The 23,291-nt window shown below is 72.1% G+C and carries 28 protein-coding genes and 2 pseudogenes; 15 read left to right on the top strand and 15 right to left on the bottom strand.

Translation table 11 applies throughout. From position 1 onward, the window contains the following. Positions 1-303: 303 nt before the first annotated feature. Entirely contained in the window at positions 304-684 is a 381-nt protein-coding gene (locus tag ACQP2X_RS22085; RefSeq protein ID WP_498699829.1) for a hypothetical protein, read from the top strand. Here the strand turns inward: ACQP2X_RS22085 and ACQP2X_RS22080 are convergent. Both ACQP2X_RS22080 and ACQP2X_RS22075 read right to left on the bottom strand, forming a co-directional pair. Beyond that, the gene (locus tag ACQP2X_RS22080; RefSeq protein WP_498699828.1) at positions 681-1,256 is read right to left on the bottom strand and encodes a DinB family protein; all 576 of its coding nucleotides are present in this window, start codon (positions 1,254-1,256) and stop codon (positions 681-683) included. The genes ACQP2X_RS22085 and ACQP2X_RS22080 overlap by 4 nt on opposite strands. A 5-nt stretch (positions 1,257-1,261) precedes the next feature. Continuing rightward, entirely contained in the window at positions 1,262-2,167 is a 906-nt protein-coding gene (locus tag ACQP2X_RS22075; RefSeq protein WP_498699825.1) for a DUF6282 family protein, read from the bottom strand. 79 nt (positions 2,168-2,246) lie between these two features. Here ACQP2X_RS22075 and ACQP2X_RS22070 point away from each other — a divergent pair, with 79 nt between their 5' ends. From ACQP2X_RS22070 to ACQP2X_RS22060, 3 genes are read left to right on the top strand one after another with little or no spacing between them, the layout of a single operon-like run. After that, entirely contained in the window at positions 2,247-3,233 is a 987-nt protein-coding gene (locus tag ACQP2X_RS22070) for an ABC transporter substrate-binding protein (RefSeq protein ID WP_498699823.1), read from the top strand. Next, positions 3,230-3,961, top strand: a complete 732-nt coding sequence (locus ACQP2X_RS22065) for an ABC transporter permease (protein ID WP_498699821.1) — start codon at positions 3,230-3,232, stop codon at positions 3,959-3,961. Before ACQP2X_RS22070 ends, ACQP2X_RS22065 begins: the two co-directional genes overlap by 4 nt. Then, positions 3,958-4,683 (top strand): ABC transporter ATP-binding protein, encoded by a 726-nt coding sequence (locus ACQP2X_RS22060; RefSeq protein ID WP_498700995.1) that lies wholly within the window; start codon positions 3,958-3,960, stop codon positions 4,681-4,683. Before ACQP2X_RS22065 ends, ACQP2X_RS22060 begins: the two co-directional genes overlap by 4 nt. Here ACQP2X_RS22060 and ACQP2X_RS22055 read toward each other — a convergent pair. Further along, positions 4,680-5,426, bottom strand: coding sequence for a hypothetical protein (locus ACQP2X_RS22055; RefSeq protein WP_498699819.1), 747 nt, complete (start codon positions 5,424-5,426; stop codon positions 4,680-4,682). The two genes, ACQP2X_RS22060 and ACQP2X_RS22055, sit on opposite strands and share 4 nt — an antisense overlap. 583 nt (positions 5,427-6,009) lie before the next feature. Next, positions 6,010-7,104 carry an SMP-30/gluconolactonase/LRE family protein gene (locus ACQP2X_RS22050; protein WP_498699818.1) on the bottom strand — a complete coding sequence of 365 codons (1,095 nt, stop codon included), beginning with the start codon at positions 7,102-7,104 and terminating at the stop codon, positions 6,010-6,012. 98 nt (positions 7,105-7,202) lie between these two features. Here ACQP2X_RS22050 and ACQP2X_RS22045 point away from each other — a divergent pair, with 98 nt between their 5' ends. Genes ACQP2X_RS22045 through ACQP2X_RS22035 form a run of 3 tightly spaced genes read left to right on the top strand, consistent with a single transcriptional unit; the run spans position 7,203 to position 9,049 of the window. Further along, entirely contained in the window at positions 7,203-7,670 is a 468-nt protein-coding gene (locus tag ACQP2X_RS22045; protein ID WP_498700994.1) for a YfbM family protein, read from the top strand. A gap of 49 nt (positions 7,671-7,719) precedes the next feature. Beyond that, complete coding sequence (locus ACQP2X_RS22040; RefSeq protein WP_498699816.1) at positions 7,720-8,589, top strand: hypothetical protein; 870 nt, start codon at positions 7,720-7,722, stop codon at positions 8,587-8,589. After that, entirely contained in the window at positions 8,582-9,049 is a 468-nt protein-coding gene (locus tag ACQP2X_RS22035; RefSeq protein WP_498699814.1) for an NUDIX domain-containing protein, read from the top strand. The genes ACQP2X_RS22040 and ACQP2X_RS22035 overlap by 8 nt, the downstream gene beginning before the upstream one ends. Here the strand turns inward: ACQP2X_RS22035 and ACQP2X_RS22030 are convergent. From ACQP2X_RS22030 to ACQP2X_RS22015, 4 genes are read right to left on the bottom strand one after another with little or no spacing between them, the layout of a single operon-like run. Then, positions 9,037-9,705 (bottom strand): glycosyltransferase family 2 protein, encoded by a 669-nt coding sequence (locus ACQP2X_RS22030; protein WP_498699813.1) that lies wholly within the window; start codon positions 9,703-9,705, stop codon positions 9,037-9,039. The genes ACQP2X_RS22035 and ACQP2X_RS22030 overlap by 13 nt on opposite strands. Continuing rightward, positions 9,702-10,307 (bottom strand): class I SAM-dependent DNA methyltransferase, encoded by a 606-nt coding sequence (locus ACQP2X_RS22025; RefSeq protein ID WP_498699810.1) that lies wholly within the window; start codon positions 10,305-10,307, stop codon positions 9,702-9,704. The genes ACQP2X_RS22030 and ACQP2X_RS22025 overlap by 4 nt, the downstream gene beginning before the upstream one ends. Then, positions 10,304-11,026, bottom strand: a complete 723-nt coding sequence (locus ACQP2X_RS22020) for a PIG-L deacetylase family protein (protein ID WP_498699809.1) — start codon at positions 11,024-11,026, stop codon at positions 10,304-10,306. Before ACQP2X_RS22020 ends, ACQP2X_RS22025 begins: the two co-directional genes overlap by 4 nt. After that, the gene (locus ACQP2X_RS22015; protein WP_498699807.1) at positions 11,023-11,937 is read right to left on the bottom strand and encodes an acyl-CoA dehydrogenase; all 915 of its coding nucleotides are present in this window, start codon (positions 11,935-11,937) and stop codon (positions 11,023-11,025) included. The genes ACQP2X_RS22020 and ACQP2X_RS22015 overlap by 4 nt, the downstream gene beginning before the upstream one ends. Positions 11,938-11,994: 57 nt before the next feature. Between ACQP2X_RS22015 and ACQP2X_RS22010 the strand changes: the two are divergent. Further along, positions 11,995-12,510, top strand: a pseudogene (locus ACQP2X_RS22010) (alpha/beta fold hydrolase); the annotation flags it as partial. Positions 12,511-12,578: 68 nt separating this feature from the next. Here the strand turns inward: ACQP2X_RS22010 and ACQP2X_RS22005 are convergent. The 3 genes from ACQP2X_RS22005 to ACQP2X_RS21995 are packed head-to-tail and all read right to left on the bottom strand — an operon-like array spanning position 12,579 to position 14,888. Next, positions 12,579-12,983, bottom strand: coding sequence for an RpiB/LacA/LacB family sugar-phosphate isomerase (locus tag ACQP2X_RS22005; RefSeq protein ID WP_498699806.1), 405 nt, complete (start codon positions 12,981-12,983; stop codon positions 12,579-12,581). A 10-nt stretch (positions 12,984-12,993) separates the two neighbouring features. Further along, on the bottom strand, positions 12,994-14,139 hold the full coding sequence (locus tag ACQP2X_RS22000; RefSeq protein ID WP_498699804.1) for an alcohol dehydrogenase catalytic domain-containing protein: 1,146 nt from the start codon (positions 14,137-14,139) through the stop codon (positions 12,994-12,996). A 23-nt stretch (positions 14,140-14,162) separates the two neighbouring features. Next, the gene (locus ACQP2X_RS21995) at positions 14,163-14,888 is read right to left on the bottom strand and encodes an SDR family oxidoreductase (RefSeq protein WP_498699802.1); all 726 of its coding nucleotides are present in this window, start codon (positions 14,886-14,888) and stop codon (positions 14,163-14,165) included. A gap of 81 nt (positions 14,889-14,969) precedes the next feature. On the opposite strand from ACQP2X_RS21995, the gene ACQP2X_RS21990 reads away from it, so the two are divergent. The 3 genes from ACQP2X_RS21990 to ACQP2X_RS21980 all read left to right on the top strand — a co-directional run bounded on the left by ACQP2X_RS21990 (position 14,970) and on the right by ACQP2X_RS21980 (position 17,796). Then, on the top strand, positions 14,970-15,800 hold the full coding sequence (locus ACQP2X_RS21990; RefSeq protein ID WP_498699800.1) for a LysR family transcriptional regulator: 831 nt from the start codon (positions 14,970-14,972) through the stop codon (positions 15,798-15,800). Between the two features lie 1,042 nt (positions 15,801-16,842). After that, positions 16,843-17,112: a hypothetical protein gene (locus ACQP2X_RS21985; RefSeq protein ID WP_498699798.1), complete on the top strand. Its 270-nt coding sequence runs from the start codon at positions 16,843-16,845 to the stop codon at positions 17,110-17,112. 123 nt (positions 17,113-17,235) lie between these two features. Further along, positions 17,236-17,796, top strand: coding sequence for a GNAT family N-acetyltransferase (locus ACQP2X_RS21980; protein WP_498699797.1), 561 nt, complete (start codon positions 17,236-17,238; stop codon positions 17,794-17,796). A gap of 24 nt (positions 17,797-17,820) precedes the next feature. On the opposite strand, the gene ACQP2X_RS21975 is transcribed toward ACQP2X_RS21980, so the two are convergent. After that, the gene (locus tag ACQP2X_RS21975) at positions 17,821-18,318 is read right to left on the bottom strand and encodes an NUDIX domain-containing protein (RefSeq protein ID WP_498699795.1); all 498 of its coding nucleotides are present in this window, start codon (positions 18,316-18,318) and stop codon (positions 17,821-17,823) included. A 51-nt stretch (positions 18,319-18,369) separates the two neighbouring features. Then, positions 18,370-19,064, bottom strand: a pseudogene (locus ACQP2X_RS21970) (SDR family NAD(P)-dependent oxidoreductase). A gap of 67 nt (positions 19,065-19,131) precedes the next feature. Here ACQP2X_RS21970 and ACQP2X_RS21965 point away from each other — a divergent pair. Both ACQP2X_RS21965 and sodN read left to right on the top strand, forming a co-directional pair. Beyond that, complete coding sequence (locus ACQP2X_RS21965; RefSeq protein ID WP_498699793.1) at positions 19,132-19,611, top strand: flavin reductase family protein; 480 nt, start codon at positions 19,132-19,134, stop codon at positions 19,609-19,611. Next, the gene (gene sodN / locus ACQP2X_RS21960; protein WP_498699792.1) at positions 19,611-20,006 is read left to right on the top strand and encodes a superoxide dismutase, Ni; all 396 of its coding nucleotides are present in this window, start codon (positions 19,611-19,613) and stop codon (positions 20,004-20,006) included. The genes ACQP2X_RS21965 and sodN overlap by 1 nt, the downstream gene beginning before the upstream one ends. On the opposite strand, the gene ACQP2X_RS21955 is transcribed toward sodN, so the two are convergent. After that, positions 20,003-20,365, bottom strand: coding sequence for a hypothetical protein (locus ACQP2X_RS21955; RefSeq protein WP_498699791.1), 363 nt, complete (start codon positions 20,363-20,365; stop codon positions 20,003-20,005). The genes sodN and ACQP2X_RS21955 overlap by 4 nt on opposite strands. Positions 20,366-20,502: 137 nt before the next feature. Between ACQP2X_RS21955 and ACQP2X_RS21950 the strand changes: the two genes are divergently transcribed. Then, the gene (locus ACQP2X_RS21950; RefSeq protein WP_498699789.1) at positions 20,503-21,030 is read left to right on the top strand and encodes a hypothetical protein; all 528 of its coding nucleotides are present in this window, start codon (positions 20,503-20,505) and stop codon (positions 21,028-21,030) included. Between the two features lie 32 nt (positions 21,031-21,062). Beyond that, positions 21,063-22,499 carry a hypothetical protein gene (locus ACQP2X_RS21945; protein ID WP_498699787.1) on the top strand — a complete coding sequence of 479 codons (1,437 nt, stop codon included), beginning with the start codon at positions 21,063-21,065 and terminating at the stop codon, positions 22,497-22,499. Between the two features lie 3 nt (positions 22,500-22,502). On the opposite strand, the gene ACQP2X_RS21940 is transcribed toward ACQP2X_RS21945, so the two are convergent. Then, the gene (locus tag ACQP2X_RS21940) at positions 22,503-23,270 is read right to left on the bottom strand and encodes a PIG-L deacetylase family protein (protein WP_498699785.1); all 768 of its coding nucleotides are present in this window, start codon (positions 23,268-23,270) and stop codon (positions 22,503-22,505) included. Positions 23,271-23,291 lie beyond the last annotated feature (21 nt).

Genomic DNA, 23,291 nt, shown 5'->3' with positions numbered 1-23,291 from the left:
GCATCGCGGGTTTAGATCTGACTGATCCACAACAGTCGGAATTCGGTGTCGGTCTTGACCGCGGTTCCGGTAGGAAAGGGCGATGACCGAAGAGGTTCTGCCGGGCGGCAACACCGTCGGCGCGGCGCGGATCGGCGACGTCGTCCACAAGCGAGCCTCACCGTGGACGGCGACCGTGCACGCGCTGCTGCACCACCTGGAGAGCGCGGGTTTCGACGGGGCGCCGCGGGCTCTGGGCTTCGACGCCGAGGGCCGCGAGATGCTGAGCTATCTGCCCGGCGAGGTGATCGGCGGGCGGGTGCCGTGGCCCGGCTGGGCCTTCACCGGCTGGCCGGCTTCTTCGACTGGGACACCGCGGGCCCGTCGACACGCGAGTTCGACCTGGCCTTTACCGCGCTGTCATGGGTGCCGCTCTACCCGAGGGCGGCGGCCGCGCACCTGGGCTTCCCCGGCGGCGCCGACCGCTCCCGACGCCTGCGGCTGCTGCTCGGCGCGTACGGGTACGAGGGCGACCGCCGTGCCTTCGGCACCGTGATCGTCGAGCGCGCCCGGCGGCAGGCCGCGGTCATGCGCCAGATGGCCGACGCCGGCGACCCGGCCGCGACCGCCCTGCTGCCGGTCGCGGCCAACCTCGAACAGTCCGCCCGGGAGACCGAAGCCCTGCCGGACGGGTTCTGGACTTAGTCCTTGAAGGTCTGTGCCGCCTTCTCCAGGCGGTCGTGATAGCCGGGCCACCAGTCACGCTCGGCCGGTGGAAGGTTGGAGTTGCTCGCGCGGACGCCGGCCGCGCCGTCGATCAGTTCGCGGACGATGTCGGCGTGGCCGGCGTGGCGGTGCGTCTCGGCGGTGACGTGGACCAGGATCTGGTGCAGGGTCACCGGCTCGTCACCCCACCAGGCGACCTTGCCGGCGCCGTCGGCGGGCAGGGCGGCGATGGTCTCGTCGCCGTGCGCCCACACCCGGCGGTAGAGGGCGATGATCTCCTCTCGCGGCTCCGACGGGGTCGCCCACATATCGGCGTTCCACTCGGCGTCCTCGTCCATCCACGGCATCGGCTCGGGGAACGGGCGGCCGAACGTCTGGCCGAAGTAGCCGGCCTCGACGCCGGCCATGTGCTTGACCAGGCCGAGCAGATTGGTCCCGGTGGGCACCAGGGGGCGCCTGGCGTCGTACTCGGAAACGCCCTCGAGCTTCCACAGCAGCGCCTCGCGGGCCTGCTGAAGGTAGCGGTGCAGCGTCGCGACATGAGGATCCATGGTCGTCAGGATGCCAGGCGCCGCGAATTGGTGACGGCCATGGTCCGGATCTCGGCCGGGGTGAAGCCGGCCCCGAGCAGCCGGTCGGCGAACAGCGCCAGGCCGTCCTCGACCGGCGGGTTGAACGGCTGGCCGAGATCGCTCGACAGCACCGAGTGCTCGACGCCGACCGCGCGGATGTTCGCGAAAAGATCTTCCCACGAGACCTTTCCGGTGTACGGGGTCGTGAAGCACCGTTCGAGAAGGGCACCCATGCCGGCCAGCTCCCGCTGCACCCCGGCGGGCAACCGCTGGGAGGTGAACTCCGGGTGGGTGACGACCATCCGCCGTACGCCCTCCGACCGCGCCGCCGCGACCACAGCGACGATCTCGGCGGCCGCGAGGTGGCCGGTGGCCAGGACCATGTCGTGCCGGGCGATCACCCGCAGCACCTGGCGCACCGCGTCGAGCACGGTGCCGTCCGGCGACACCACCTCGACGATGTCGGGGACGATGCCCTGCGCGCGCAGGTCGGCCTGGAGCGCGCCCCACATCGCCGGCTTGGCCCCGGGCAGGTCGCCGGCCGTGCTGGTGCGCTGATTGCGGGAGTCCACCGTGGGCATCCACACGATCCGCGCGCCGAGGCGCCCGGCGATCTCGACGGCGGCCGGGTTCATGCCGCCCATCGAGCCGTTGAGGGTGATGGCGCCGAGGGCGTCGACGCCGGGGACGGCGGCGCGGACGACCGCGGCGCGCTCGGCGGTCGTCACGTAGTGCGATTTGAGGACGAAGCCCGCCAGGCCCACCGCCGCGCAGCGCCGGGCCAGGGTGAGGTCGTCGATGCGGCGCTCCATGACGTCCGGGGCGACGTGCACGTGCGTGTCGTACGCCCCGGCCACGAGGTCCCGGGCGTCGTCTGACGGATCGGACATAAAGCCTCCATAGATATCGTCGACAATCCGGTCTACGATCCCACTTCAATAGATCCAGATCTATAGCGGGGTGCGCGAGATGATCAGACGGATCGCGATCGCGGTGCTGGCCGCCGTGGTGGTCACCGCCGCCGGATGCGGCGGCGACTCCAGCGATGACCAGGCGAAAGACCAGGTCACCTATGTGACCGCGTTCGGGGCGGTCGGCCGCGACGCGTTCGTCTGGGTGGCGAAGGAGAAGGGCTGGTTCGCCGACGCGGGGATCGACGTCGACATCCAGAAGGGCGCCGGCAACGTCCAGAACCTCACTATGATCAAATCCGGTCAGGCCCAGTTCGGCGCGCTCGACTTCACGGGCGCCGAGATCCAGGCCGGGCTCGGCAAGTTCACCGACTGGCGGGCCGTGGCCGCGGTGCACCAGCAGACCCTTGTCTCGATCATGACGACGGCCGACACCGGGATCACCAAGCCCGCCGATCTGTCCGGCCGGACGATCGCCACGGCCACCGGCAGCGTCAGTGAGCTCCTCTTTCCGGCGTACGCCGAGCTCGCCGGTCTCGACCCCAAATCTGTCAAGATCCAGGGCGCGCAGACGACCGCGCTGAACAGCCTCATGGCCCAGCGCAAGGTCGACGCCCTCAGCACGTTCCTGCTCAGCCGGAAGGCCCTGGAGACGGCGTCGAAGAAGCCGGTGGTCGTGCTGCCGTACAGCGAATATCTGACCGATCTGTTCGGCAACGCGGTGATCGTCAAGGCCGACCTGATCGGCACCGACCGCGACCTGGTCCAGCGCTTCGTCGACGCGGCCATGAAGGGTCTGCGATACACGATCGACAATCCCGCGGAGGCGGCCGGCATCCTGCACAAGGCCGAGCCCACGGCCACGACGGCGGCCGCGATCGGCGAGATCGAGGCCATGAAGCCGTACGTCACCCCCGGCGGACGCGCGCTCGGATCGTTCGACGCCCAGCGCGTCGAAGCGGGCATCGCCGAACTGACCAGGAACGGTCTCATGCCGGCCGGGCTGACCGCCGACAAGGTCGTCGACGCGAGCTTCGTCAAGTGAAGGGTGTGCTCGGCGCCGCCATCGCGATCGCCCTGTGGTGGGGCGCGACGATCGTGTTCGGCATCGACCCGTTCTACGTCCCCTCGCCGGGCGACGTCGTCGAGACGTTCTGGAACGCGCCGGGATTCCTGCTCGGCGAGACCTGGGTGACCGCGGGCCGCGTGCTCATCGGTTTCGGGATCGCCGTGGCCGGCGGCCTCGCCGTGGCGGTGGCGCTGGCGGCCTCCCGCACGGTCGAGCAGATGACCATGCCCGTGCTGGCCGCCGTCAACGCCGTGCCCAAGGTGGCTCTGGCGCCCCTGCTGCTGGTCTGGATGGGCTTCGGGAACACACCGAAGATCGTGATGGTGGTGCTGGTGAGCTTCTTCCCGATCGTGGTGGCGACCATGGCGGGGCTCAGCTCGACCCCGGCCGAGCTGCGCAAACTGGCCCGCGTGCTGCGGTCGTCGTGGTGGCAGACGTTCGTGAAGGTGCGGCTGCCGTGGGCGCTGCCGCAGATCTTCGTGGGGCTCAAGGTGGCCACCCCGCTCGCGATCATCGGGGCGGTCATCGGCGAGGTGGTCAGCCCCGACCGCGGCCTGGGCTCGGTCATCACCGGCTCGGGCGCGTCGGCCGACACGCCGATGGCGTTCGCCGCGCTGGTGCTGCTGGCGCTGGCCGGGGTGGTGCTGTTCTACCTGGTGGCGGCGGTGGAACGGATCGTGATCCCGTGGAGCGCGGCCGTATGATCACCGTGGACGGCGTCGCCCGCTCCTTCGACAAGATCGAGGCGCTGGCCGACGTCACCCTCACCGTGTCCGACGGCGAGTTCGTCACGCTCATCGGGCGTTCGGGATGCGGTAAGTCGACGCTGCTGAACGTGATCGCCGGCCTGCTCCCACCGACGCGGGGAGCGATCACCATCGACGGCACGGCGGTGACAGCACCACGGCGCGACGTGGCAATGGTCTTTCAGCAGCCGGCGCTGCTGCCGTGGCGGTCCGTCGAGGCGAATGTCCTGTTGCCGGCCGAGATATTCGGGTGGAAGGCCGCGGCCGAGGCGGCGCGACTGCTCGACATGACCGGGCTGACGGAATTCCGTTCCCGTCTGCCGCACGAACTGTCGGGCGGCATGCAGCAGAGGGTGGCCCTGTGCCGCGCGCTCATTCAGAAGCCGAAGGTGCTGCTGATGGACGAGCCGTTCTCGGCGCTGGACGCGCTGACCCGGGAAGAACTGGCGGTCGAGCTGCAGCGCATCCACCTCGACCTCGGCACGACCATCGTTTTCGTGACGCACTCCATCCAGGAAGCAGTGCTGCTCGCCGACCGGGTGGCCGTGCTCAGCGACCGTCCGGGGCGGATCCGGGAAATCGTGAAAATCGACATTCCGCGGCCGCGGAGCTTCGGTTACAACGCCCACCTGGAAGCGGTCGCGTCGGCCTCGGCGAGGCTGCACGAACTGCTTCATTAGGTACGGCTCCACGTCCAGTTCCGCACATGCACCTCATGCGCCGGAGCGGTGGTGGCATGGGCGCCCGGATAAATGGAGATGGCTTCGGCTTGCAGGCGCGCGGCTGCGGTCGTACCCCAACCGGTCTTCGGAGTCGCCGAATAGGGAGCCGGCAATTTCTTGCCGTCGAGCACGAGCTGGACGGTCTTCCGCGCGGGCTGAACCAGATAATTGACGCTGTGCCAGGCGGTGTCGGGCTTCTTGACGCCGGCCTTGACCCAGGCGTCACCCGTCCAGACCGACAGCTGTCCGAAAGTGGCCAGCCACGGGTTGAGCTCCCACTGGAACGCGGTGCCGTGATCGAGGTGGCCGTCCCAGACGAAGAGGCCGCCCTCGACGGTCTGGGCCGTGCCGTTGACCGCCGGCACGGGCAGGCGGAAGGCGTAACCGCCGCGGTGGGTCACCCTGAGCAGTCCGCTTCCGGTCACCCTCTTGTACGCGATGACGTGCGCCATGACGCCCCGCCGGTTGACGTTGGCCCGCAGCCGGGAGTAGCCGCCGAGGTGCTCGACGGCGATGTCCTTGGCGGTGACAGGGGCCTGCCCCTCGGCGGCGTAGAGCCCGTCACCGAGTTCGGCCGTCCAGCCCCGGAGGTCCTTCGACGCCACCGCCGCGCGGGCCGGGGTGGCGAGCCCGGCGGTGGCAGCCGCGCCCGCGCCGAGCAGCCCGAGGAAGCCGCGGCGGGTGGTCTTGTGGTCTCGCACGCCCGCAACGATCGGCAGCCGTGCGCGATTCAGCACCGAACTGGTTCTTTCGACGAGGCCCCATCGTCCGAAATGCCGATTTAGCCGATCATCGAGGCGCGGAGACTTGCCCGATGCGCCGCACACCGCGCCACTCCGACCGCGAGTGGCCGGGCCAGCCCAGGCCCCGGCTGTGGGACCGCCTGACCTCATGGCAACGAGCCGGCGTCATAGTCACCCTGCTTCTGCTGCTGTCGGCGGGGTGTATGGCCGCTTTGGGCGATTAGCGCCGCCTTCACGGCCCGCGCTCCACAACACCACCGACGGTCCGGCCCTCCTCCGTACCTCGCCCATTCCGAGCCCTTCACCGAACCTGGTCCCCGCCGCGCGCTCCACGACTCCCGGCGCCACGCGCTCCACGACCCCCAGCGCCGCGCTCCACGACCCCCGGCGCCATGCTCCACGACCCCCGGCGCCACGCTCCACGACCCCCGGCGCCACGCTCCACGACCCCCGGCGCCATGCTCCACGACCCCCGGCGCCACGCTCCACGACCCCCAGCGCCGCGCGCTCCACGACCCCCAGCGCCGCGCGCGCTCGCCATTCAGCCGCTTTTGCGGCTTCTGCGCCGAGCGATCAGGACGCCGACAGCGGCGACGACCAGGGCTGCTCCGGTGATCACGATGCCGGCGGGGACGCGGTCGGACGACTCGGCTCCCACCGCGACCTGAGCACCCGACGAGGCGGGGCCGGATGCCGGCGAGGCCGGGGCGGATGCCGGCGAAGCTGGGGCGGACCCCGACGGGCCTATTGACGACGGTGCGGGCGCTGACGAATCCGCCGCCTCTGCCGGATTTATCGATTCATAGCGTAGAATCTCCGGTCTGGCGCCCTCCGAGATCGTCAGCAGGGCGCTTCCGTCGCGGCTGTAGGCGATCGACTCCCCCTGCGGCTCGTCGGGCAGGGCCGTCGCCCCGGGCTCGCCGCCGGTGATCGCGGCGACCACGTCCCCGTCGCGGACATCGAACTCGAAGGCGTCGGCGTACGTCCGCAGCACCGCCCTCGTTCCGTCCGGGCTCACCGCCCCTCCGGTGATCACCAGGCGTCCGGCCAGCGAGAACGGGTTGCTGGTGGAGGTCACCGGCAGCCGGACGTTCCCCGCCAGCTTCAGCGCCGTCGTCTTCTTCAGCGGACCCGCCGGCACATAGACCCCGGCCGCCAACGGCGTCTTCGTCACGATGATCGGCGTGCCGTCGGGGCTGAGCAGCAACGCCTCGGCGTCGTGCGCCCCGTCCGGATATCTCAGGCGGAGAAGCTCAGGCGTACGCCCGCCCGGCCTCAGCCGCCACAGAGCGACAGTCTCCCGGCCGGCCGAATTGTCCCCGATGTCGGCCACCCACACCGTGCCGTCCGCACCCAGCGCGAGATCCTCGGTGTCCCGGGGCCGCGACGGATAGGCGACCGCTCGCACCACCTTGCAGCGCCCGTCCAGGAAGAAGATCCGCCGGCCGGCCGGATCGTCCGCACCGTCGTTGACGACCACGTAGCCGCTCTCGGTGGCCGCCATCCCCGAGATCTCGTTGAGCCGGCTGTCCCCCACTCGGCACACGCGCTCGGGCGCGGCCGCCGCGTGGGCCGGCCCGGCCGACACCGCGACGAGCACCGCCGCCACCGCTACCGCTCCGGAAAGGCGCCGCACTCGGCCTCCCCTTCGCCGGCGGCCTTCACGCGCGTGCTTTCCCTGCCGACGTCCACCGCCCCGCACTCCCCCGCTGCCTGTACCTTCTCCGCGTGGGAATGATATTCGTTGGCCGCCGCCTGCCGAGCGACCAAGTCGACGCCGTCCTCGACGACCCCGAGGGCGTCGACGCTCTGCTGTACGGCGACGGGCCCGGCCAGATCGATCTCGACAAGTCCTGGCACGGCCTGCACTACCTGCTCACCGGCACCACCTGGGACATCACCGAGGGCGCCGGCTCGGCCCTCCTCGGCGGCGCCGTGATCGGCGACGACAACGGCTACGGGCCGCCCCGCCTGCTGCGCCCCGCCGAGGTCCGGACGGTCGCCGAGGCCCTGACCCCCATCACGGCCGGCACGCTGCGCGCCCGCTTCGACCCCGCGGCCCTGTCCGAGGCCGAGATCTACCCCGACGCCTGGGACCCGACCGACTTCGACACCTACCTGGAGCCCAACTTCACCACGCTGCGCGACTTCTACCTCGCCGCCGCCTCGGAGAACCAGGCCGTCCTTCTCGCCATCACCTGACCGGGGCCCAGGTATCTTCGACCCGGCCGGTGTGTGGGGAGGGCAGAGGATGAGGACGGCGACGCGGCGGTTCGCGCTGTGGCGGGCGGACATCGACGGTGCCGTCTGCGCGGCCCCCGAGGAGTGTGTCCGTGCGCTCGAGGACCGCGAGACCGTCACCGTGGTGATGGAGCATCGCCAGCTCGGTGTCACGGCCGTCCGGGCCGAGTTCACGTCGACGCTGCGCCAGGATGTCGAGTGGGAGTTCACCGGCATCTCCTGGCCGCCCGACGTCCGGCCGGGAGTCCTCGTCACCGTGACCTGGCACGCCGCCAAGGACGCGGTCGTCGTCCGGACCACGCCTCTCGACGAGCCCATGCGGGTCGACGGGGTCGATTACTTCCACGAGTACGACCCGAAGGTCGTGACCCGCGAGTTCGATCCGGGCAAGTCGAACCGCGGTCAGGTGCTCAACGCCGTGCGGCGTCAGGGCCGGGTCTTCGACGACGGCAGCGCCGTGCTGCCCGAGGAGCAGGTCCGGCTGGGCCGGGGCGCCAAGGCCGCCTTCCTGCTGCGCAACGCCGTCGATCAGTTGATCCGGGAGGGGTTCCTGACCCGGGTCGAGGGCAGCGTCGACTCGTCCGGCTATCCGTCCTATCCGCCGGCCGAGGGCCAGAAGACGGCCGACATGCTCTTCTACGCCCCGCTGGTCGAGCCCATCGAGTTCTCCGACGAGGAGGGCGAGGACGGCGAAGACGGCGACGGCGCCGATCGCCGGGACCATTGGGTACGCGGTTTCGTGCGCCGCCTTCCGCCCGGCGCCCACCCGTCGGAGAAGCAGCTGAGCGCTCACGAGCAGGCCGTGGAGGACGCCCAGATCGGCGCCGGCGAGCTGGCGCCGGGCTACACCTTCGTCAAGCGCCACCACCGCCATGGCTGACTACACCACCTCGTTGCCGCGCAAGCGCATGGGTGCCGGCGCGCTGCTGACCGACGCGGACGGGCGGGTGCTGCTGGTCGAGCCGACGTACAAGCCGTACTGGGAGATCCCGGGTGGCGCGGTCGAGGCCGACGAGTCGCCGCACGCCGCCGTGACGCGCGAGCTCGCCGAGGAGCTGGGTCTCGCCCTGAAGCCGGGCCGGCTGCTGGTCACCGACTGGGTGCCGCCGCGCGAGGGCCGCACCGAGGGGCTGATGCTGCTCTTCGACGGCGGAACGCTCAGCGACGAGCAGACCGCCCTGATCCGCGTGCCGGCCGACGAGCTGCGCGGCTGGGCGTGGTCGACCGAGCGGGAGGCCGAGCAGCGCCTGTCGGCCCTGCTGGCCCGCCGGATAGTCGCCGCGATCCGGGCCCGCGTGGCCGGGACCGCGGTCTACCTCGAGGACGGCTACGTCGTCTGAAGCCCGGCGGCGAGCCCGGCCAGGTGGGCCGAGAAGCCGTGCGGGGCGCGCGCCGCCGGGCGGGCGCTGGTGCTGACCGGGCAGCCGTCGTCGGTCACCACGCGGGCGCCGGCCGCGAGGAAGCGGCTGATCAGCTCACGGTCCTCGTCGAACGGCAGGGGCGGAAAACCACCGGCCGAGACGTACGCCGTCGCGGAGAACCCGAGATTGGCCCCATGCACATGGGGTTGCGCCGCCCGGCGGTAGCCGGCCTCGTAGACGGCCCGCAGCGCCACCGGCCAGCGCAGCCAGTCGTCCACCCGCACCGTGCCCATCACCAGGTCGGCCCCGGCGCGAGCGTGCGCCAGCTGCCACTCCAGCCAGCCCGGCGGCACCCGGCTGTCGGCGTCCGTCGTGGCCAGCCACAGACCTTCGGTTCCGGCTCTCATGGCGTACGCCGCCCCGGCCGCCCGCGCCCGGCCCACGTTCCGGGCATCGGTGCTCACCACGTGGGCGCCGGCCGCCCCGGCCCGGGCGACCGTGCCGTCGGTGCAGGAGTCGGCCACCACGACCACCTCGACCGGGACCGGCGACGGGCACGCGCGCAGGGCGTGCAGACATCCCGGCAGCAGGGCCTCCTCGTCGTGCGCGGGCACGACGACCGCGATCCGGTTCACGCGAGCCCCTCGCGCTGGGCGACCGACCGGGGCTCGCCCGCGCGGGAGAAGACCTCCAGCAGGAAGTCGGCCTCCTCCAGCCGCGACAGCCGGGTCAGGCCGGGCCGGGCGGCGATGGCCCCGTGCACGTCGTCGCCGGACCGGGCGTGTTCCTCGACCGGCCAGCGCCAGTGCACCGCGACGAGGTCGCCGCCCGGCTCGAGCGAGTCCACGGCCCGGGTGAGCAGCGTGTCCAGGTCGGCGTCGTCGAAGTAGTAGCCGAGCTCGGAGAGCACCACCAGGTCGAACGGCCCGTCCGGCCACTCGCCGGGGACACTCGCCCGGCCGACGGTCACTCCGGGCACCCCGGCCAGCCGTCGCGCCGCCGTCTCGACGGCGCCGGCGACCGCGTCGACGGCCAGCAGCCGGTCGCATCGCGGGGCCAGCAGCGCGGTGAGCCGGCCGGTCGAGCAGCCGGGCTCGAAGGCCGACCGGTAGCGCCGGGCCGGCGGCACCGCCGCCGTGAGCGCGTGCTTGCGCGCGTCGTACCAGCGCGACTCGAAGCTCCACGGGTCGGCGTTGCCGGCGTACATCTGCTCGAAGTAGTTGATCGGGGTCGTCATGTCAGCACCACTTCGAACGGGCGCGCGAACCGCGCGAGAACATACGGGGGCAGGATGGCGGCGTCGGCCGGTTCCGGGCCGAGCGGGTGGATCTGGCTCGGGAAGGCCTCGATGGCGGCGCGCTTGGCCGCCATGACCTCGGGCGTCAGCGGTACGCGGCGAGCGCGCTCCCACGGCACCCGGGCATCGCCCGGCGAGGCCCAGTGCCAGGTCCAGATCGGATATTCGAGCAGCCGGGCCCCGGTCCGCGCGCACGCTTCGGCGGCGGCCCGGCCGACGGCCTCGTGGTCGGGATGGCCGTCGCCCCGCCAGGTGGCCAGACACCACTGGTCCGGGCCGAGCAGCTGGGCGAGCGCGCCGGTGAGCGCCGCTTCGTCGACACCACCGTCGGGCTGCCCGAGCCGGACCACAGTGGACTCACCGAGCCCGAGACGGGCCATGGCCTCCGCGGTCTCCTCGCGCCGGATCGCGGCCAGGCGCTCCGGCGTGTGCACGGCCGAACCCGGATGGGACGCCTCGCCGTCGGTGACGGCCACGAGGCCGACGTCGCCCAGCGTCGCCATGAGCCCGGCCACGCCGAGGATCTCGTCGTCCGGATGAGGCGCCACCACCACGGGCGGCCGGGATCCGGGCTCCAGCGCCAGCACCGGCCACTCCGCCATCGCCGGCCACGCCCGCCAGGTCGCTTCGGCCGTTCCGGCGCCGGCGATCTCGGTCACCACGGCTGACCGTCCTCACTTGGCTGGGCGGCGATCGCGGCGCCCAGCTGCTCCAGATCCTTCTCGGCGTGGCTCTGGCGCAGATAGACCGTCAGGTCGGCGACGCGGCGGGCGTGCTGTTCGTCGCGGCACAGCGGGCCCGCGCCGAGCGCGCGGCCCACGTGGTCGAGCACCTGGGTGGCGGCGGCCTCGACGGCCGCGCGTACCCGCAGCGCCAGCCGCTGGACGTTCCGGGTGGGGTCGGCGTCGATCTCGGCGGCGGCCTCGGCCAGGACCGCGCGGGCCGCGCCCAGCGCCACGTCCACCGCTCCGAGGTGCGCGAGGCCATGCGGTCCCAGGTCGGCGGTGGCCAAGAGCCGGTCGGCGACGCCCAGCGCGCCGCCGTACCAGCAGGCGGCCACGCCGATGCCGCCGTGCCAGAAGCCGGGCCGGTCCACATATCGGCCCGGTTCCCCCACCGGGCGGGCCGGGGCGGCGTCGAAGCGGATCGTGCGGCTGTCGCTGCCGGCCATGCCGATCGCGGGCCAGGTGCCGTCGACCGGCCGCGCGTGCGGGGGCTCGTTCCGCACGGCGAACAGGCGGATGCCGTCGTCGGCGGCCGCCGTCACCAGCGCGTCGGTGCACCAGGCGGCGCCGGAACACCACGGTCGATCCCCGGTCAGGCGCCAGCCCTCGGGGGTGTGCTCAGCCCGTACGGAAGAAGGCGCCGCAGCCCAGACGCCCCACCTCTCCCCCGGCGGGGTTTCCGGTCGGCCGAGGTCGCCGAGCTCGGCGCGGATGGCGACGGCGTCGGCGTGGCCCTCGCCGAGGCGGGCGTGGACCAGATCCTCGCGGCCGAGCGCGGCCAGGAGACGAAAACGTTCAGCGGTGGCACCGTGCCCGGGAAGCGGCAGGTCAGGGGGGTTGATCACGAGCGCGAAGTACCCGCCGCGCGCCGGCTCAACCTATCCGCGTGCGAGACTTCCGCCGTGCTCGTCCCTCCTCATCTGACGCGCGGTCCCGCCGGCGCGCCCGTCACCGTTCTGCTGCACGGGCTGGCCGGCAGCGCTGGGGAGATGCTGCCGACGGCCGAGGCGCTGGCCGCTGCGGGGCATCGGGTGGTGGCGCCCGACCAGCGCGGTCACGGCCGCTCCACCCGCCGCCCCGGCGATCTGTCCCGCGAGGCCTACGTCGCCGACGTGGTGGCGCTGATCCGGGAGGTGGCCGGCGGCGGTCCGGTCACGCTGGTGGGCCAGTCGATGGGCGGGCACACCGCGATGCTGACGGCGGCCTGGCATCCCGCGTTGGTGAACCGGCTGGTCATGCTGGAGGCCGGTGTCGGCGGCGGCGAGCCGGCCCAGCTGGGCCAGTGGTTCGCCTCGTGGCCGGTGCCGTTCCCCTCCCTCGAGGCGGCCGCGGCGTTTCTCGGGCCGAGGCCCATCACCGAGGCCTGGCTCGCCGACCTCGAGGAGCGGGACGGCGGCTGGTGGCCCCGGTTCGACGCGGACAGTCATCGCCGGCGCCGGGCACGACGCCCACCTCGAACAGCCCGGCGCGTGGATCGCGACGCTGCTCAGAGCGCTGTGATGTTCGCGGCCTCGTCCGGGTCGGGCTCCGGCTCGGCCAGGAACGCCCGCAGCACCTCGACCGCCACGTCCGGCGCGAGGCGCTTCAGGCTCATGGCCAGCACGTTGGCGTCGTTCCAGAGGCGGGCGCCCTGGGCGATCCACGGGTCCCAGGCCAGGGCGGCCCGCACGCCGGGCACCTTGTTGGCCGCGATGGCCGTGCCCGTGCCGGTCCAGCACATCACCACGCCGTAGTCGGCCCGGCCCTCGACGACGGCGAGACCGACCGCGCGGCCCAGCTCGGGCCACGACCCGAACGACGGCCGGACCACCTCGTGGCCGTCGTCGGTCAGCGCCTGGACCACAGCCCGGGTCGTGTCGTTCTCGTCGTCGCTGCCGAACGCCACCCGCATGACGGCCAGCCTATGTCAGCCAGGGGTCGACCAGAATCTTCGCGTGCCGGCCGGCCCGGCCCAGCTCGTCGAAGGCGCCGGGCACCCCGCCGAGGCCGACCAGCCCGGTCAGCAGGGGACGCGGGTCGAGCTTGCGCCGGGCGACCAGATGCAGGGTGGCGCGGAACTCGGCCGGGTCGTAGCAGAACGAGAACCGCAGGTCGATCTCCTTGTTGCTGGCCATGGTGGGGCGGAACGTGTCCGGCTGCATGCACACGCCGACCACCACGACGCGGGACCGGAACGGCGCCCGGGTCACGATGTCGTCGATGACGCCGGGCACGCCCACGCATTCGAAGACGACCGCGCCGCGCGGCCCGGCGCCGAGGCGCTGGGCGGCGGTCACGGCCGACCACCACGGCAGGCCGGGAACGGCCCGCAGGGCGTGCAGCGCGTCCAGGCCGCTGCCGTAGAGCTCCGGGGCCGAGGTGACCGGCCCGTCGCCGAGCTGATCCCACGGCGGCTCCACGGCCGGGTCGACCACGACGTCGGCGCCGCACGCCCACGCGAGCTCCCGCCGGCCGGCCGAGTAGTCGCTCGCCACGACGTGGCGTACCCCCGAAGCCTTGAGCATCAGGATGACCGCCAGGCCGATGGGACCGCAGCCGACGACCACCGCCGGGTCGCGGCGGGCCACCTCGCCCCGCCGGACCGCGTGATAGGCCACGGCCAGCGGCTCGGTCAGCGCGGCCAGATCGGGCGGCAGGCCGGCCGGCACCGGCATGGCCGCGTCCTCGGCGACCAGCATGTATTCGGCGTACGCGCCCGGGGCGTGGGCCGAGAGGCCGATCATGTGGATGTCGTCGCCGTGCCGGATCAGTGGCAGGGCCACGACGGCCTGGCCCGGCCGCCAGCGCCGCCGGCAGCCTGGGCCGTAGGCGTCGACGGCGCCGGTGAACTCGTGACCCATGACGACCCGGTGCCCGGCCCGCATGAAGTCCGGATAGCCGACCTCGGCCGCGACGTCGGCGCTCACGTCCGGGTCGGCGCGCACGTGCAGGTCGGAGCCGCAGATGCCGGCCCGGGTCACCCGCAGCCGCACCTGGCCCGGCCCGGGCGCCGGTTGCGGGACATCGTCGACGCCGAGCTCACCTTTGTGCAGGACCACAGCTCTCATGCGGTCCATCGTCGAGCATCACTTCACCACGGCACCACCCCGGCGTCCTCGAAGAACGCTCCGGTCGGCCCGCCGTCGGGCAGGGTGGCCAGCCGCAGCGCGGTCGCCGCGCCCTGCTCGGGCGTGCGGTGGCCGCGGAATCCGTTGAGGTCGGTCGCCACGAACCCCGGACAGGCCATGTTGATCAGGACGGGCGTGTCCCGCAGTGCCTTGGCGTACTGGATGGTGACGGCGTTGAGGAAGGTCTTCGAGGGCGCGTACGCCATCGAGAGCGGCCCGGTCTCCCCGCCGGGCTCCGCCTGGCGGGTCAGCGATCCCACCCCGCTCGACATCATGACGACGCGCGGCGACGCCGAGCGGCGCAGCAGCGGCAGCATGGCGTCGGTGACCCGGATGACGCCGATGACGTTGGTCTCGATCACCTCACGCACGATGGCGACGTCGGTCTCGGTCGGGCCCTGCTCCCAGCCCCCCGTGATGGCGGCGTTGTTGACGAGCACGTCGAGACGTCCGGCGCGGTCGTCGATCAGGGCCGCGGCAGCGGTCACACTGGCGTCGTCGGTGACGTCGAGGGGTACGCCGAAAGCATCCGCCCCCTCGGCGCGAAGCTTCTCGACCGCGGCGTCGCGGCGCTGCTGATCACGCGCGCCCACGCCAACGGTGAAGCCGCGCGCGGCGAGCCCGGCCGCAATCTCGTACCCGATACCCTTGTTGGCCCCCGTGACCAGGGCAATCTTGCTCTCACTCATGTCATCGATCCTGTCGCCGCGAGCGCTGGCGACCAACACCGTTCGGGTACCCACCGATACCGTGCGGGTATCGTTCCCGGCATGGAGACCCGCGAGCTGCGCTACTTCGTGGCGGTCGCCGAGGAGCTGCACTTCGGCCGGGCCGCCGACCGCCTGGGCATCGCCCAGCCGCCCCTGTCCCGCGCCATCGGCAGCTTGGAGCGCCGTCTGGGCGTCTCCCTGTTCACGCGGACGTCGCGGGCGGTCGCCCTGACCCCGGCCGGGGCGGTGCTGCTGCGCGAGGGCCGGGCCGCGCTGAACGCCATGGAGGCGGCCGAGCGCCGCACGCAGCGAGCCGTCGACGGCACCGAGAAGCTGGTGCTGGTGACGAAGGCCGGCGCCTCCAGCGAGCTGCTCCCCAAACTGCTGGACGCGTATGCGGCCGAGCCCGGCTCGGTGCCGGTCGACGTCATCCTGTGCGGCGTGGCCGAGCAGGAGTCACATCTGAGGGACGGCCGGGCCGACGTGGCCCTGCTGCACCTGCCGTTCGACTCCACAGCCGGCTTCGACACCGAGGAGCTGGTCACCGAGGGCCAGGTCCTGATCCTGCCCGCCGGCCACCCGCTGAGCACCCGAACATCGGTGTCCATGGCCGAGCTGGCCGAGGTCCCGCTCCCGCGCTGGCCCGGCCACAACGGCGCCTACGCCGACGGCACCGGCCCCGAGGTCCGCGACCACGCGCAGCTCCTCCAGCTCATCTCCCTGGGCCGCGCCGTGGCCGTGCTGCCCGAGTCGTGCCGCTCCCTGCTCCCGTACGACCTGGTCGTGGTCCCGGTCCCCGACGCACCCCAGGTGACGACGGTCATCGCCTGGCCACCACACAGCCGCTCCCGCCCACTGGCCACCCTGATCAGGACCGCGACCCGCCTTTGAGCGCGCTCGAACACGCGCGACACCTGCTCCTGGGTCAGCCCGGCGGCTTCACGGCAGCGCTTCAGCTCCGCGCCCAGACGGCGGCGGCGAATCGTCGGTCCTTCTTCGACAGACACCGAAGCTCCTCGATGCGACAGGACGCCCTCGCGCCCATCCTGCCAGTGCCACCGCTATCCGGGAATGGCCCATACTGTGACTCCGCCACAAAGATAGCGAACTGACCGCAAGATTCCGCGATCACATCACTCATTCGCCAAGATGATTGCGGCTGAGCAGTCCGGAGCGGTGGCGCGCGGTCAAGGCGTTTCAAGCAAGGCACTGGGGCCACGTTCCGCAAGCGGTTCGACGCTATTCGCCGCCGTGTGTTTATTGCCGTATCCTGGGAAGAACAAATGCGCGATATTCCGCAGAGTGTTGCAGTTCTTGTGATCGAGGTCCGCTGAGGAGATCGGGATGTTGCCGCTTTGGTGGGTACGCCGCCGGCGGCGTCGGTGACTGGCTTCGCCGTTTCGGCGCGAGTGCTCTTGACGGCTGCCACCCGGCCTTGAGCAGCACGACGGATCCCACCCGGACGCACTGAGCCGACCGCCTGAGAGCCGACCGACTCAGTGCCGACCGACTCAGTGCCGATCGGAACAGTGCCGACCGACTCGGCGCCGACCGGAACAGTGCTGACCAACTCTGGACCAACCGGGCCTGGGCAAACCGGTTCGGGGCTGGCCGGTTCGGGGCAAACCGGTTCGGGGCTGGCCGGTTCGGGGCTGGCGGGGCCCGAGCCAACCGGGTTGGGGCTGGCCGGACTCGAGGCGACCGAGTCGATCGGGGCTGAGCTGACCGGGCTTGGACCGACACAGTCGATCGGGCCGACGGCGGCCGGATTCGGTGCGGCCGAACCGGAAGCGGCCGGACCCGTAGCGGCCGGCTTCGGATCAGTTGGGCCTGGAGACGTCGGGCTGTCCGGGCGTGGCGACGGGGCAGCGGGACGGCGGTTCCGTGCGCTGTAGGGCCGGGGCGGGGCCAAGGGCGGCATCGGGGTGTCGCCGTGCAGGCTGCGCCATTTCCGGGTGTGGCGCTGTATCAATCCGTATTGCCGGCGCTCGTGATGGTCGCGCCGGAATTGTTCCGCGTCGGCGGAGTAGTTGCGGCGCCTCGTGGGATCGCGCCATTGAGCCATCTGCGCCTGGCTGAACAATTGCGTCTGACCCCGTATCTGACCCATGAACCATTCTCCCGCGGACGCCGAAGGAGCGGTAAGAGGGAAAACGTGCCACATTCCGTGACGCGCATTTACGCCTACCTCCGGTTCGGCTGATCCTTAAGTTGGCCGAGCCGCTCAGCCTGGTCAGTGGTCGTCCGCAACTGCGCTGCCTCGGGCGTCGGGTGGGCTCGGCGAAGTGCGGGACCGGCCGAGGCCCGACGGCTCTATGATCGCTTGATGTTCCGGCCGAGCTATCCGATGCGGACACCGCGACTCGCCCTGCGCCCCGTGACATTGGACGACCTCGATGCCGTGTATGCCTGGCAGCGCCGGAGCGACGTCGCGCGTTGGATGCATGCGGCCGGGCCTCGTACTCGTGAGCAGTCGCGGGTGTCGGTCCTGGCGATGGCTGGTGAAGATGCCTTGCGCGCCGAGGGCGACTGCCTGACCCTGGCCGTGGTGACTGACGCCGGCGTGATCGGAACGGTTGAGCTGGTCTGGCGGAGTGAGACGGACCGCACGGCCGAACTGGGTTATGTCTTCCACCCCGATCACGGGGGTCGCGGGCTTGCCACCGAAGCTGCGGCGGTTGTTCTGGACTGGGGCTTCGAGGAGCTGCGTCTCCAGCGGGTTTTCGCCCGGTGCCATGGCCGCAACACGGCGTCCGTCCGCCTCATGACCCGGCTCGGCATGCGTCGAGAGGCCCATCATGTCGAGAGCTATCTGTTCCGGGGCGAGTGGGCCGACCAGTTCGTGTTCGCCGTCTTGGCCCGGGAATGGCGCGGGTTACCGACGTAGCGTGGCATGGGCTTCTCGAGGGCGCTAACTTTTGATCCCCTGGACCCGGCGGCCGTCCTCCAGATAGCGCACCCGCTTCGCCTTCCAGGCGGCGCGTACCCGGCGCCGGACGGGTCCGCTGAGCAAAGGCAGCGCCGCGTCGATCGGCAGGATGCGGCTTTCGGCGATCTCGATCGGCTCGATGATCACGGTGGCCAAGAAGTCGTCGTCGAAGACGCCGCAGTCGAAAAGGAAGCGCATACCACCCGGACGATCGGGTCGTGGCCGGAGGAAGTCGACGCATGCCAACCGTCCCGTGGTGACGTCGAGGCCGCATTCCTCCCTGGTTTCGCGGCGACACGCGTCCCAGGGTGACTCGCCGATCTCGACAACCCCACCCGGGATGGTCCAGCCGCCCTTGTACGTCGGCTTCAGGATGAGCAATCGCCCCTCGCGGCCGCGTATCAGCGCGCCCGCCGAGGCCGGGATGCCTGGGAGTGCGAACGGCAGCCCGGGTAGCTCACCGGCGTCGACGTCGCTCATGGAGACCATGTTAGATCGAACAGTGCCCGCTCGATCGCGCACGAATCGACGTCACGGGAACGGACCCCGGACCGTCACTCCGCCGTCGACCGCGAGGGTCTGGCCGGTGACGTACGACGACGCCGGCGAGGCCAGGTAGACGGCGGCCGCGGCCGCGTCGTCCGGGACGCCCAGGCGTCTCATCGGGATCTCGGGGACGTCCTCCGCCGCCTGGGCCGAGTTCGCCACCGCCGTGGCGATCGCGCCGCAGGCGACGATGTTCATGCGGATGCCGTCGGCGGCGTACTCGGCGGCCACCGTGCGGGCCAGGCTGGCCAGGCCTGCTTTGGCGGCTCCGTAGGCGGCCTGTTCGGGTGCGGCCATGATGCCGGCCGCCGAGCCCACACTGACGATCGATCCGCCGCCGCCCTGGGACAGGAACGCGCGGATCGCGGCCCACGCCGCGCGGGCCACGTAGCGGAGATTCATCTCGTACGCCAGGTCCCAGTCCTCGTCGGTCATCTCGTGCAGCTTGACCGCGGGCACGAACGCGACCTGTCCCCCGACGACCGTCACCAGCGTGTCCAGACGGCCGAACGCGGAGACCGTACGCTCCACGAACCCGTCGACGTCCGAACGGGAACGGCCGCTTCGCCGGCGCGGGCGGCGGAGATGTCGGCGACCGCGACCGAGGCGCCGGCCGCTCCGAAAGCCGGGGTGATGGCGCGGCCGATGACCAGGGCTTTCATGCCGTCCAAGGGCGCCATTGACTTCAACCTCACTTCAAGTTTTAGCCTCAACCAGGCGTGTGCACGGACGACTCAAGGGAACACTGTGATCGCGGAGCAGTTCAAGGCGGCCTTTCGGCGTTATCCCACCGGGGTCGCGGTCATCTCCGCGATCGGGGCCGGCGGGCCGATCGGGCTGACCGCCTCCAGCGTGGCGTCCGTGTCGGTCGATCCGCCGGCGCTGTCGTTCTCGGCCATGGGTACGAGGTCGGCCCGTGCCCTTCTCGAGGCCGAGAGCTTCGTCGTCAACCTGCTGGGGGCCGCCGGCGCCGAGGTGGCACGGCAGTTCGCCAGCAGTGGCGGGCCGCGGTTCACCGAGGAGCAGGGCTGGACCTTCCTGCCCACCGGGGAACCGGTTCTGCGTCACGCGCTGGCCTCCTTGCGGGCCACGCCGTTGCACCGCCTTCCGGTCGGGGACTCGACCGTCGTCGTCGCGTCGGTGCACGAGGTCTTCCTCGGTCCGGCCGGCGGGCGGCTCGTCTATCACGACCGGCAATTCATCCAAGCCGAGGAGTTCAGCAACTGATGCGTTTCTTCCAGCCGCGCACCATCGTGAGCGCACACTGCGACCTGCCCTGCGGGGTGTACGACCCGGCACAGGCCCGCATCGAGGCCGAGTCGGTCAAGGCGATCGCCGAGAAGTACCAGGCCAACCAGGACCCCGAGTTCCGCACCCGTGCCCTGATCATCAAGGAGCAGCGCTCGGAGCTGGTCAAGCACCACCTGTGGGTGCTGTGGACCGACTACTTCAAGGCCCCGCACTTCGAGAAGTACCCCCAGCTGCACGGCCTGTTCAACGAGGCCACCAAGCTGGCCGGCGCCTCCGGCGCCAAGGGCTCGGCCGACCCGGCCGTGGCCGTCCAGCTGCTCGCGAAGATCGAGGAGATCTCCAAGATCTTCTGGGAGACCAAGCAGGCCTAGGAGCGAAACAGCCGGCGGCCGGCGAAGGCGACCGCGACGGAACCGGCGGCCATGCCTACGGCGACCAGGATCGCGCCGACCACCCACAGGCCGGACTCGTCGGAGCCGGCCGCCTTCGCCGACCAGGCGGCGGTGAAGACCATGGTCATCGCCGCCGCCACCACGACCGGGTGGGCCCACCGGGCCGCCACGGCCGCGATCACGATGAGGGTCAGCACGCATCCGGCGACCTGCCACCAGGCGTACGGACCGCTCACCGCCCCCGTCGACGGGTCGGTCACATATCCGGACTCCCAGCCGAGCCAGCCTGCCCAGGCGGCGAGGGTGAGCACGGCGACGGCGATCGGGGTCTTCCACATGCCAGTCATCCTTCCGTCGCGGGACCGGGCGCGGCATGAGTACGAGGGCTCAACCATTCCGGACGCGTATCCCACGATTACTGACCTTCGGCGGCCGCGCTCTCGACCGTACGGGAAACGCCGTTGACCCTGAATGGGTGACAGCGTTTCTCCGCCGCTGGCCGGCCGCGCTGGGCCTCGCCGCCGCCGTCCTCGTCCTCGTCTTCGCCGCCGACCGGGAGACCGCCTCGACCGCCGCGATCGTCGCCGTCCTCTGTTATCTCGGCGCGGCCGCCTTCGACCGGCGCTGGGTGGCCTGGGCCGGTGTCTTCGGCCTCAGCGTCGTCGTCACGCTCGCGCAGTTCGCCGAGATCACCCCGTGGGTGGCTCTGGCCGTCGTCGGCGTGGTGCTTCTCGGCCTCGGCTTCGCCTTCGGCGTTCCCCGGCGCCCGCTTGCCGCGCAGGCTTCAGCCGCTTTGGGGTACGGGCTCTTCGCCGTGACCGCCCTCTATCTGCCCGAGACCGCGGGTGGCGTGCTGGCCGGCCTCGCCCTGGCCGCCCACGCCGGATGGGACACCGTGAACTTCGTCCGTGACACCGTCGTCCCGCGCTCGCTCTCCGAGGCCTGCATGGCGCTGGACGTGCCGCTGGGCGTCGGCATCGCCGTGATCGCGGTGACGGGCTGACCGCCGCCGCGGATTGATGGCAGTCTGTCCGGGTGGATTTCGACTCCGGCGCCGGCCTGCTGCACCGCCTCACCTCCTATCAGCCCGACCGGGAGTGGGACGCTCCCGTCGACGACCCACGGGTGCGTCACGACCTCACCCCGAACGACGTGGCCACGCTCCCGCCGCCCTACAAGACGTACGGGCCGGGGCTGCCCACTGTCGCGCTCCCCCGCGACCTGCCCGACCCGGGCGTGCCCGCCACCGCCGTCCTGTCCGGCGCCGCCGCTCCGGTTCAGCCGCTCGACGCGGCCCAGCTCGGCCGCGTCCTGTTCCTGGGCGCCGGGGTCGTGCGCACCTCCGAGCGCAACGGCCGCCGCTCCGTCTTCCGCGCCGCCGGCTCGGCCGGCGCCCGTTTCCCGCTGGAGCTCTACGTCTCGGCCCGCGGGGTCGACGGCGTTCCCGACGGCGTCCACTGGTACGACCCGATGGCGCACGCCCTGCTCCAGATCGCCCCGCCCGCCGGCGGCGAGGCCACCACCCTGATCGTCACCGGCGTCCCGTGGCGCACCGGCTGGCGTTACGCCGAGCGGGGCTTCCGGCACATCTACTGGGACGCCGGCACGATGCTGGCCCAGGCGGACGCCGCGGCCGCCTCGGCCGGCCTGGCCCCGCGCCTGCGCACCGCGTTCCCCGACGCCCCGATCGGCGAGTTGGTCGCCGCCGACGGCACCCACGAGTTCCCGGTGGCCCTGCTGACCTTCGGCGACGGCACCCCCGCGATCACCCCCACCGGCAAGGCCACTCCCGGCGACCTCCCGCCGGTCGAGTTCCCCCTGGTCACCGCCGCCCAGCGGGCCGGCGACCGCGACACCCTCGGCGCCCCCTGGCCGGCGGCCGCTCCGGTGCCCTCCGACCCGGGCGGCCAGTCGCTGGACGAGGTCATCCGCAAGCGGGGCTCGCAGCGCCGCATGGACCGCACGAAGACGATCCCCCGCGCCGACGTGGAGTGGGCCATGAACGCGGCCACGCGCGGCGTCGGCGTTCCGCACTGGGTCGTCGCCCACGGCGTGGACGGCCTGGCGCCCGGCCTCTACCGCTGGCCCGATCTGGGCACGCCGATCACGGCGGGCGACCTGCGCGGCGAGCTCGAACGGGTCTGCCTCGGCCAGTCGCTGGCGGCCGAGGCGGCGTACGTGGTCATCGCGGCCTTGCCCGGCGACGGCCTGGACGACCGCTCCTACCGCGAGGCCCAGCTGGCCTCGGGCATTGTCGAGGGCCGTCTGCACCTGGCCGCCTACGCGACGGGCGCGACCGCCACCGGCATGACCTTCCTCGACTCCGAGGTCCCGGCCCTGCTGCACGAGCCGGGCGACCTGGTCACGCTGCTGTTCACCTGCGTCGGCATCGGCGAGTACAAGTCCCGCCCGGGCGGCGCGCCCGGCGCTCCGGTCGAGGTGCGCAGCGTCATGCCCCGCTTCGTGGAGTAGGGCTCAGCAGGCGCACTGCCAGCGGGCGGTGGTGAGGTCCCACCAGCAGGACGGGCACGGGGTGTGGCCGGAGTTCGGCGGGACCCACGCGACGAAGGACTCCTCGCGGACCCACTCGGTGTAGCGCTCGACGCCCATGGCGCCGATCAGGGTGGCCGTCTGGGTCCGCTGGGCGGCCAGCGCCCGCACCTTGCGGTGGACGACCGGGTCGTCGAGCACCAGATCGACGGTGAGGGCGCTGTCGGGGACCACGACGGGATAGCCGGGCTCGAAGACGCCCAGTCCCTCGTTCAACGGGGACCAGCGCTCGTGCCAGCGCCGCCCGACGGCGCTGCGCAGCAGGCGGGCGCCGGGGGCGGCGGCGCGGGCGAACGCGGCCGCCGCCCACCGGCCGACCGCGCGGTGGTCGGCGTGGCCGGTGTTGCCGTCGAGACCGAAGGTGACCACGGTGTCGGGGCGGATCTCGCCGATCAGGGCGGCCAGCTTCGCGATCGCCTCGCCGGCCGGGACGGCCGGGCAGCCGCCGTCGGCATAGCCGAGCCAGTGGTGCTCGGTGACGCCGAGGATCCGCAGGCAGCGCGCCAGCTCGGTGGCGCGCTCGGCGGCCAGGCGGGACGGCGGCCATCGCTGCGGGTCGCTGGTGCCCAGTTCGCCCCGGGTGGCGGTCACGCAGACCACCCGGTCGCCGCGGTCGGCGGCCAGCGCCATCAGGCCGCCGGACAGATAGGCCTCGTCGTCGGGGTGGGCCCAGATGCCCAGGAGTGTGCTCATGCCGGCCAGCCTCGCCGCGGC

It is taken from the genome of Actinoplanes sp. CA-131856, assembly GCF_050956135.1.
GTDB lineage: Bacteria > Actinomycetota > Actinomycetes > Mycobacteriales > Micromonosporaceae > Actinoplanes.
The sequence above is the reverse complement of the archived record's forward strand: the minus strand, read 5'-3'. Positions and strand labels throughout refer to the sequence as shown.